Source organism: Kitasatospora sp. NPDC053308 (assembly GCF_055585785.1).
This window is the reverse complement of record NZ_JBVJJY010000031.1, coordinates 38,011-47,500: the sequence shown is the minus strand read 5'-3', so window position 1 is coordinate 47,500 and position 9,490 is coordinate 38,011. Positions and strand designations below refer to the sequence as shown.

General features: G+C 73.4%; 7 protein-coding genes. 4 read left to right on the top strand and 3 right to left on the bottom strand.

The features are described from left to right. Positions 1–310: 310 nt before the first annotated feature. Positions 311–865 (top strand): Dps family protein, encoded by a 555-nt coding sequence (locus tag ACZ6Y7_RS35965; RefSeq protein ID WP_465762170.1) that lies wholly within the window; start codon positions 311–313, stop codon positions 863–865. Positions 866–1,194: 329 nt separating this feature from the next. Here ACZ6Y7_RS35965 and ACZ6Y7_RS35960 read toward each other — a convergent pair whose 3' ends face one another. Further along, the gene (locus ACZ6Y7_RS35960; RefSeq protein WP_465762169.1) at positions 1,195–1,689 is read right to left on the bottom strand and encodes a DoxX family protein; all 495 of its coding nucleotides are present in this window, start codon (positions 1,687–1,689) and stop codon (positions 1,195–1,197) included. Positions 1,690–1,719: 30 nt separating this feature from the next. Further along, a complete protein-coding gene (locus ACZ6Y7_RS35955) occupies positions 1,720–2,382 on the bottom strand; it encodes a hydrolase (protein ID WP_465762168.1) in 663 nt (220 codons plus the stop codon). 350 nt (positions 2,383–2,732) lie between these two features. Here ACZ6Y7_RS35955 and ACZ6Y7_RS35950 point away from each other — a divergent pair, with 350 nt between their 5' ends. Together ACZ6Y7_RS35950 and ACZ6Y7_RS35945 are read left to right on the top strand one after the other, a co-directional pair. Beyond that, the gene (locus ACZ6Y7_RS35950) at positions 2,733–4,610 is read left to right on the top strand and encodes an amidohydrolase (RefSeq protein ID WP_465762172.1); all 1,878 of its coding nucleotides are present in this window, start codon (positions 2,733–2,735) and stop codon (positions 4,608–4,610) included. A gap of 186 nt (positions 4,611–4,796) precedes the next feature. Further along, on the top strand, positions 4,797–5,501 hold the full coding sequence (locus ACZ6Y7_RS35945; RefSeq protein ID WP_465762167.1) for a YoaK family protein: 705 nt from the start codon (positions 4,797–4,799) through the stop codon (positions 5,499–5,501). Between the two features lie 106 nt (positions 5,502–5,607). On the opposite strand, the gene ACZ6Y7_RS35940 is transcribed toward ACZ6Y7_RS35945, so the two are convergent. Continuing rightward, positions 5,608–6,549 carry a hypothetical protein gene (locus tag ACZ6Y7_RS35940; RefSeq protein ID WP_465762166.1) on the bottom strand — a complete coding sequence of 314 codons (942 nt, stop codon included), beginning with the start codon at positions 6,547–6,549 and terminating at the stop codon, positions 5,608–5,610. Between the two features lie 357 nt (positions 6,550–6,906). Between ACZ6Y7_RS35940 and ACZ6Y7_RS35935 the strand changes: the two genes are divergently transcribed. Then, positions 6,907–8,961 carry a transglycosylase domain-containing protein gene (locus ACZ6Y7_RS35935; RefSeq protein ID WP_465762165.1) on the top strand — a complete coding sequence of 685 codons (2,055 nt, stop codon included), beginning with the start codon at positions 6,907–6,909 and terminating at the stop codon, positions 8,959–8,961. The last annotated feature ends 529 nt before the right edge of the window (positions 8,962–9,490 follow it).

The window sequence follows — 9,490 nt, the reverse complement described above, 5'->3', positions numbered from 1 at the left end:
GACGGCTGATGTCCTGTGAGAGCACACGGTGTCGTCCGAGAGTGCCGAGGAGGAGCCGGTGGCCGACGGACGGCCGGACGGTCGGACGTCGGAGCGCCGGACTGCCGGACTGCCGGACGTCGGAGCGCCGGACGTCGGAGCGCCGGACGGCCCGATCGGGTGCACGGACCGGCTGCCGGCGGTGCGCCGTCGGAACAGGCGGTGGCCCGGAGCCTTCCTAGGGTGGGGCCGCCGGTGCCGCCGCGTGGCGGATCGCGCCGAAACCCCTTATTCCCCGGCAGAGTTGCCCCCGAGAACCCAGGAGAACCGCATGACCAGCCAGCCACGCCTGCACCAGCACGGCGCCGAGATCCAGGAGTACGGCACCGTCACCCAGCTGCCGATCGCGCTCTCCCACGACACCCGCCAGTACTCCGCCCAGCGGCTGAACCGCGTCCTCGCCGACACCCAGTTCCTGTACGCGCTGTACAAGAAGTACCACTGGGGCATGCGCGGGCCGACGGCGTACCAGCTGCACCTGCTCTTCGACAAGCACGCCCAGGAGCAGCTGGAGCTGGTCGACGCGCTGGCCGAGCGGGTGCAGATGCTCGGCGGTGTCGCGGTGGGCGACCCGCGCCACGCCGCCCAGATCACCGGCGTGCCGCGTCCGCCGGACGGGGTCGAGGACGTGCGGTCGATGCTCTCGCGGCTCCTCGACGCGCACGAGACCGTCCTGGCCGAAGCCCGCGACGCCGCCGCCCGCACGGCGCGGCTCGGCGACGACGGCACCCAGGACCTCCTGGTCTCCCAGATCATCCGCACCGGCGAGAGCCAGGTCTGGTTCCTCGCCGAGCACCTCGTGGTGCTTCCGGAACCGGAGGCGTGACCGGTGGGCCCGGTCCGTTCCAGGGCGTGACCGGGGGCCGGGCCCGTTCGAAGGCGTGACCGCCGCCCGGTCCGCCCTCGGACGGGCCCGGCCGTGACTCGAAGGCGCCCGGCCGCGGCCGGGCGCCTTCCGTGCTTGCTCCCCCTTCCGGTACCGGGGCCCTCCCGGCACTGGGGCCCGCCCGGCGCCGGAGCCCTCCCGGCACTGGGGCCCGCCCTGCACCGGAGCACTCCCTGCACCGGGGCCCTGCCGGCGCCGGGGAACGGTTCGGGCCCCTGGACACGGGGGTGTCCAGGGGCCCGAACCGTTCGGGGATCCCGCCGCTGCCGTCAGGGCCGCTCCGGGGCCCGGTGCAGGACGAGCCGGGTGGCCAGGCCACCGCCCACGCCCATGACCACCGCCACCGGCAGCCACCACAGCGGCCAGTGGGTGATGCCGAGGGCATGGTCGACCGACCACCGGCCGGGGCCGGTGGCGGCCAGCACCGCGCCGATGGTGATCAGGACGAGCGGGTACTCGTACCCGTCGTGCTGCACCCACAGCCCGTGCGGCCACTTGACCGTCAGGGCGACGGTCATCACCCCCATGGCGCCCGCGCCGGCGAGCGGGGTGAGCAGGCCGAGGGCCAGCATCAGCCCGGCCCCGATCTGGGTGCCGCCGGCGGCCAGTGCGGTGAGCACGCCACCGCGGAAGCCGTCACCCCGGAACTCGGCGGTGCCGCCCTCCAGTCCGGCGCCGCCGAGGCGGTGGCTGACCTTCTGGACGCCGTGGCCCGCGATCAGCAGACCGGCGACCAGGCGCAGCAGGAGTAGACCCGTGTTCATCTCGGACTCCGTGGGGTAGCGCGCGGGCCGTCAGCCGGCGGCGTGCGGGTCGATCATGGACTGGGCGTAGACGATGCCCAGGCCGTACGCGCCGCCGTGCTCCTTGACCAGGTCCGTCACCGGGACGTAGGTCTCGGCGCGGGCCCAGTCGCGCTGGAGCTCCAGCAGCACCTGCACCCAGGTGACGGGCACGGCGCCGGCGGCGGTCATCCGCTGCAGGGCGTGCTCGTGGGCGCGGGGGCTGACGCCGCCGGAGGCGTCGGCGACCACGTACACCTCGTACCCCTGCTCCAGCGCCGACAGCGCCGGCAGGACCAGGCAGACCTCGGTCCAGAGACCGGACAGGATGATCTTGCTGCGGCCGGTCGCCTTGACGGCCTCGACCAGGGCCTCGTCCTCCCAGGCGTTCATGCTGGTCCGGTCGATGACCTCCTGCTCGGGGAAGACCGCCCGCAGCTGCGGGAGTATCGGGCCGGAGAAGGACTCCGCCGCGACGGTCGACAGCACCACCGGCACGTCGAAGATCTTCGCGGCCTTCGCCAGGCCCACGGTGGAGTTGATGATCGAGGTGCGGTCGCCGCTGCCGGTGCCGAAGAACATCTGCGGCTGGTGGTCCACGAACAGCATCATCGCGTTGTCCGGGGTGAGCAGGTCGGGGCTCGGGGCGGCGTGGACCCGGTCGAGGTCGAACACGGTTCTTCTCCTTCTGGTGGATGCGGGAGTCCGCGGGGGAACGCGCCGACAATTCGCCTGTCGGCGCAACAAGGTGACGAAGCGTCAGTTCCCGCTCCCGGAGAGCCCGGGGCGGCACATCGACGACGTTAACGGCGGGCCGGCCGGCGGTTCTGCTCACTGGGCGCCCGGGACTGTTCCGACAACGCACGGCCGGCCGCCGCCGCGAACGAGGGCGCCCACCGTGCACTGCGGGTCAACTGACGATGCGCTGCGGAGTGCGTCGGCGGCCGCCGGGCTGCCTAGGTTTCGCGGGGTGGCCCCCACCGGGCCGTGCCCACCGCCGAACGAAGGGACCCCCGTTGTCCACCATGCCCGTCGCCGGGATCCGCCCCGGCGCCCCCGAGCAGCCCGCCGACCTGGTCATCCGCAACGCCAAGGTGCACACCAACGACCCGCGCCGTCCGCGGGCCACCGCCCTGGCCGTGCGGGACGGGCTGATCCAGGCCGTCGGTGACGACGCGGACGTCGTCCCGCTGGTCGGCCCCGGCACCCGGGTCGTCGACGCGCTCGGCCGGCGGGCCGTCCCCGGGCTCAACGACGCCCACCTGCACGTCATCCGCGGCGGCCTCAACTACGTGCTGGAGCTGCGCTGGGACGGCGTCCCGACGCTGCGCGAGGCCCTCGCGATGCTCCGGCTCCAGGCCGAGCGCACCCCGCCCGGCCAGTGGGTGCGGGTGGTCGGCGGCTGGTCCGCCGACCAGTTCGCCGAGCGGCGGCTGCCCACCCTGGCGGAACTCGACGCGGCGGCGCCCGACACCCCGGTCTTCGTGCTGCACCTCTACCAGTCGGCCCTGCTCAACCGGGCCGCCCTGCGCGCCGCCGGCTTCACCCGGGACACCCCCGACCCCGCGGGCGGACAGATCGTGCGCGGACACGACGGCGAACCGACCGGCCTGCTGATCGCCGCCCCCGGCGCGCTGCTGCTCTACTCCACCCTCGCCAAGGCGCCGACCCTGGACGAGGCCGACCGGATCGGCTCCACCCGGCACTTCCTGCGCGAGCTGAACCGCTTCGGCCTCACCTCCGCGATCGACGCGGCCGGCGGCTTCCAGAGCTTCCCCGAGAACTACGGCACCGTCATGGAACTCGCCCGCCGGGGCGAGCTGACCCTGCGCATCGCCTACCACCTCTTCCCGCAGACCGCCGGGCAGGAACTGGACGACCTCACCCGCTGGGTCGAGACCGTGCGCCCCGGGGAGGGCGACGCCTGGCTGCGGCTCAACGGCGCGGGGGAGAACCTCACCTGGGCCGCCGCCGACTTCGAGAACTTCACCGAGCCGAGGCCGCAACTCGGCGCCTACGAAGCCGAGTTCGAGAAGGCCGTCCGGCTGCTGACCGAGCACGGCTGGGGCTTCCGGCTGCACGCCAGCTACGACGAGACGATCCGCCGCGACCTCGCCGTCTTCGAGAAGCTCGCCGCCGAGGGCCTCTTCCCGCAGGGCAACCGCTGGCTCTTCGACCACGCCGAGACCGTCAGCCCGGACAGCCTCGACCGGATCGCCGCCCTGGGCGGCGCCGTCTCCGTCCAGAACCGGCTCTCCTTCCAGGGCGAGGCCTTCCTCTCGCGCTACGGCGCGCCCGCCGCCGCCGAGGCACCGCCGCTGCGCGCCATGCTGGACCGCGGCCTCACCGTCGCGGCGGGTACCGACGCCACCCGGGTCTCCTCGTACAACCCGTGGGTCGCCCTGCACTGGCTGGTCTCCGGCCGCGCCGTCAGCGGGCGGCGCCTCGCCGCCGAGCACAACCGGCTCGGCCGCGAGCAGGCCCTGGAGCTGTACACCCTGGGCGGCGCCCGCCTCACCGGCGAGGAAGACGTCAAGGGCCGCCTGAGCGTGGGCAGTTACGCCGACCTCGCGCTGCTCAGCGCGGACTACTTCACCGTGCCCGAGCAGGAGATCCCGCACATCGAGTCCGTCCTCACCGTCGTCGGCGGACGCATCGTCCACGCCGTCGCGGAGCACCAGGGGCTGGCCCCGGAGCCGCCCGCCGTCTCGCCGTCCTGGAGCCCGGTCACCCGCTTCGGCGGCTACCACGCCACCCCCGCCCCCGGCCGGGAGGGCGTCCGGCAGGCGGAGGGCGTGGTGGAGGCGGTGGCCGACTCCGGCGAACAGCACGCCTGGCGGGTGGCGCGCGGCCGCGCCCTGCCTGGGCAGGGCGCGGCGCCGATGGACCCCTGCTTCTTCTGACGGCGCCCGGTGCCGCCGAGGCGCGCCGCGCCGCCCAGCACGTCCCGCCCGCCGTACCCGTCCTGAATCGCGGATCCGTCGATCCGTCGAACTGCGGTCCTGCCGAGCCGCGGATCCGTCGAACCGCGGTCCCGCCGATCCGTCGAACCTCCGATCCGTCGAACCTCCGATCCACGAGGAGTCCCCGTGACCACGCCCGCAGCCGATCCCCGCACCGCCCCCGGGCCGCCGCCGGGGCCGCAGATCCACGACCGGCACCCGCTGGCCCTGGCCCTGTTCGGCCTCACCCTGGTCAGCGGGCTGATCGACGCCGTGAGCTACCTCGGCCTCGGCCACGTCTTCACCGCGAACATGACCGGCAACGTCGTGGTCATCGCCTTCGCCCTCGCCGGAGCACCCGGCTTCTCCGTCGTCGGCTCGCTGACCTCGCTCGTCGCCTTCCTGCTCGGCGCCGTCCTGGCCGGCCGGCTCGCGACGCGGTCCGCCGTCGCCGGGCGCTCGCGGCGGCTGCGTACGGCCCTGGTGCTGGAGGTGGCGCTGCACGGGGCGGCCGCCGTCGTCGTCTTCGCCTGGACGGCGGACGGACTCGCGCAGTACGGCGTGATCGCGCTGCTCGCCCTGGCGATGGGCGTCCGCAACGGCACCGTGCGGGGCCTCGGGATCCCGGACCTCACCACCACCGTGCTCACCCTGACCCTGACCGGCCTGGCCGCCGACTCCCGGCTGGCCGGCGGCACCGCGCCCCGCCGCCGGCGGCGGATCCTCTCGGTCGTCACGATGCTGGCCGGCGCCGCCCCGGGCGCGGTCCTGGTCCTGCACGGGCAGACCGCCTGGGCGCTGGTCGCCAGCGCCCTCCTGGCCGGGGCGACCCTGCTGCTCTACCGCGAGTGACGACGGTGGCCGACCGGCGGGTCGGCCACCGTCACGCGCGTGGGCTGTGAGCGGCGCGTCCCGTGAGCCGCGCGGTGCCGCGGGCCGCGCGGTGCTGGGAGCGGTGCTAGCCGTGCGTCACGCAGGAGTTGGCGCTGTTGGACCACAGGCCCTGGAGGTCGAAGGTGCCGGTGCTCAGGGTGACGTAGGCGTCGAGGTCGACGCAGGCGTCACCGATCTCGCCGCCCCCGCCGTTCCACCCGATACTGGGCCAGAAGTCGGTGACGGTCTCGGCGTACTCGTGCGTCTCGGTGGACTCGATGCCCGAGAGCAGCCGGCCGTCGGTGAAGGTGGTGCAGGCGCCCGCGCCGCTGTCCGGGATGTACGGGAGGTTGGTGTAGGCCAGGGTGCCGTACGCGCTGCTGGTCTTGTCGTGCCAGGCGCAGAAGCCGGAGTTGGGGAAGCCGTCCGGGTGCGTGTGGGTCGGGGAGACGACCACGTACTGGGCGTTGAGGTTGGGCGTCTGGGTGGTGTTCCCGAAGTGGGCGGCGGCCTTGCCGGCCTCGGCGCCGATCTGGGCGGCGGTCGCACTCGCGGGCGCGGCGGAGGTGTTGTCGAACCAGACGCCGGCCAGGGGGGAGGCGGCCGGGTGCTGGACGTGGACGCCCCGGGTGCCGCAGGTGGTGGTGCCCTTGGGAACGCCCTCGCAGTACTGGTCGAGGATGGTGCCCCAGGTGTCCTGGCCGCCGTACAGGCCCCGGAACATGTTCTGCAGGTCGGGCGCGACCCCGGCGGGATCGGAGGACCACTGCGAGCCCCAGAACACCAGGTAGACCTTCGGGGTCGGCGACACCACCCCCTGGCTCGCGCTGGAGCCGACCTTCAGGGTGTCGGCGGCGGCGGTGGGGGCCTGGTGCCGCGCGGCGGAGGGGGCGAGCGGCTTGACCCCGGCGTGGGCGGGCGCCGGGGCGGGTCGCGCCTCGGCCGCGGTGGCCAGCGAGGTGGTGCCGAAGGCGGCCAGGGCCAGCGCCGCCAGGGTGTGGGCGGTGGCCTTGAACGGTGTGCGCATGCGTCTGCTCCCGGATGTGAGGGTGTGGGGGTGCGGGAGGTGCGTCCGTGCGTGCTCCGAGCCCCGACACCTCACCAAGTGGGCTCCCGGGCTGTCCAGATGTCGGGACGCGGCGGGGCGAAGTCTTTGCCGCGGTCATACCGAGTTCTCGTCCGGGCCGGAGCCGGAGCCGGAGCCGGCGACGGCGACGGAGCCAGGGCGGGGGCCGGAGCGGGAGCCGGAGCCGGAGTGGGAGCCGGAGCGCGACGGACGCCGGACTCGGCGGTGCCTCCCGCGGCCGGGCCCGTCACAGAGTTGTGACGAACCGGTGCCGGATTTCTGACGTGTTCCTCATGACGTGCACGTAGGGTCCCTGGCATGGCAGCGAAGCGGGCGGGAACGGGCATGCGGAAGTTCGGGCACGGGCTGGGGTTGATCGGGGTCAGCGTGGTCGCCGGTGTCGTGGCGGCGGGGATCGCCCTGCCGGCGGTGGCGGCGGCCGGGCTGGGGGCCCAGTCGGCGGCGGACGACTTCCAGAGCCTGCCCGACGACTTCAAGACCCCGGCGCTGTCGCAGGCCTCGACGATCCTCGACGCCCAGGGCGGCACGATCGCCACCGTGTACGACCGGGACCGCACCGTCGTGTCCGGGGACCAGATATCCCCGCTGGTGAAGACCGCGCTGGTGGACATCGAGGACAACCGGTTCTACGAGCACGGCGCGATCGACCTCAAGGGCGTGCTGCGCGCCATCGACAAGAACGCCTCCTCGGGCACCACCGCGCAGGGCGCGTCCACGCTGACCCAGCAGTACGTGAAGAACGTCTTCGTCGACGAGGCGGGCGACGACCCGGTGAAGGTCCAGGAGGCGCAGCGGCAGACCATCGGCCGCAAGATCCAGGAGCTGAAGTACGCGATCAAGGTCGAGGAGACCCTCAGCAAGGACCAGATCCTCACCAACTACCTGAACATCACCTTCTTCGGGGAGAAGGCGTTCGGCATCGAGGCGGCCTCGCGGCGCTACTTCGGCGTGCACGCCAAGGACCTCACCCTGCCGCAGGCCGCGATGCTGGCCGGTCTGGTGCAGTCGCCCAGCGGCTACGACCCGGCGGTCAAGCCGGCCGCGGCCAAGGAGCGGCGCGACACCGTACTGCGCAAGATGGCCGAGTACGGGCACATCACCAAGGAGCAGGCCGAGCAGGCCATCGCGACCCCGCTCGGCCTGAACGTCCAGGCCCCGCAGCAGGGCTGCATCCTGGCCAAGCAGGGCGAGGGCTTCTTCTGCGACTACGTGCGCAAGGTGGTGCTCACCGACCCGGCCTTCGGGAAGTCGGCGGCCGAGCGGCTGGCGGTCTGGAAGCGCGGCGGGCTGCAGATCCACACCACCCTGGACCCCAAGGCACAGGCCGCCCTCAACGACTCGGTGACCAGCCACGTGAACGCCGGCGACAAGGCGGCGACGGCGATGAGCATCGTCCAGCCCGGCACCGGCAGGATCCTCGCGATGGGCCAGAGCCGCCCGTACGGCGTCGAGGACAAGCCCGACCAGACCCAGATCAACTACAACGTGCCCAAGGCCATGGGCGGCGGGCTCGGCTTCCCGACCGGCTCGACCTTCAAGCCGATCGTCGCCGCGGCGGCCCTGGAGAGCGGCCTCTCGCCGAGCCAGAGCTACACCACCGACTACAGCATCCCGTGGCCGGCGATGAAGGACTGCTCGGGCGGGAAGTTCCCGTCCGCCGGGCAGGTGCACAACGACAGCCCGACCCTCACCGGCCAGTTCGACATGAAGTCGGCCATGGCGCAGTCGGTGAACACCTACTTCGCCAAGCTGGAAGCCGACACCGGGCTCTGCAACGTCGCCCAGATGACCAACAAGCTCGGCATCACCGAGCAGGCGGGCGGCGAGAAGCTCCAGGTGGTGCCGTCGATGACACTCGGCAGCAACGACCTGACCCCGCTGGCGATGGCGGGCGTCTACGCCGCCTTCGCCGCCCACGGCACCTACTGCACGCCTACCGCGATCAGCTCGGTCACCGGCCCCGACGGCAAGCAGCTGACGGTGCCGCAGGCGAACTGCTCCTCCGTGATGTCCGCGAACACCGCCGACACCGTCACCGCGATGCTCAAGGGCGTGGTGGAGGACGGCACCGGCAAGGCGGCCGGCCTCACCGGCCGGGACAGCGCGGGCAAGACCGGCACCACCAACGGGAGCCTCCAGGTCTGGTTCGTGGGCTACACCCCGGAGATGGCCGGCGCCACCGTCGTCAGCGACACCGACAACCCGAAGTCGCTGGACGGCCAGCGGATCGGCGGCAAGACCGTGGGCCAGGCCTTCGGCGGCACCCTGGCCGGCCCGATCTGGCGCGACGCCATGGACGGCGCCCTCGACGGCACCCCGGCCGGCACCTTCCCGTCGGTCCCGCTGCCGTAGCGGGCCGGACCGGACCGGCGGTTCCGCCGCCGTAGCGGGCCGGAGCGGACCGAAGGCCGCCGCCGTAACGGACTGGAGCGGACCGGCGGTTCCGCCGCCGTAGCGGGCCGTAGCGGGCCGAAGGCCGTCGCCCCACTCGCCCCCTCGGGCGGGCGGGGCGACGGCCTTCGCCGCGTCCGGCCGAGCACATCGCACGGGCAGTGAATGAACCGGACGGAACGGGGCAGACGACCGCCGCACGGTCGGTCGCGGGGGCGGTGAGCGGCGCCCTCGACCGCCGGGCACCTCCGGGACTCCGCGGCTCCGGCCTCGGAGCGCCGGGCCGGGCCGCCGGCGGACGGCCCGGCCCGGTGAGACCTTCGGGCAGTGATTGGACGTCAGTTGCCTTCAGGTGCCGGTTCTTTCCGTCGAGGCCGGGGAATTCTCCGAGCAAGTCTCTTTCTTTCCCGGTGAAATGCACTTTCGAAGCGATAACTACCTTTCCACGTCGCGAAGTTGACCGACCGCCCGGTCGGTTCGGGGCGGGGTG

Coding starts and splice junctions, on each gene's coding strand:
- ACZ6Y7_RS35960 (WP_465762169.1), bottom strand. CDS start 1,689: ATGAACACGGGTCTACTCCTGCTGCGCCTGGTCGCCGGTCTGCTGATC.
- ACZ6Y7_RS35940 (WP_465762166.1), bottom strand. CDS start 6,549: ATGCGCACACCGTTCAAGGCCACCGCCCACACCCTGGCGGCGCTGGCC.
- ACZ6Y7_RS35935 (WP_465762165.1), top strand. CDS start 6,907: ATGGCAGCGAAGCGGGCGGGAACGGGCATGCGGAAGTTCGGGCACGGG.
- ACZ6Y7_RS35950 (WP_465762172.1), top strand. CDS start 2,733: ATGCCCGTCGCCGGGATCCGCCCCGGCGCCCCCGAGCAGCCCGCCGAC.
- ACZ6Y7_RS35965 (WP_465762170.1), top strand. CDS start 311: ATGACCAGCCAGCCACGCCTGCACCAGCACGGCGCCGAGATCCAGGAG.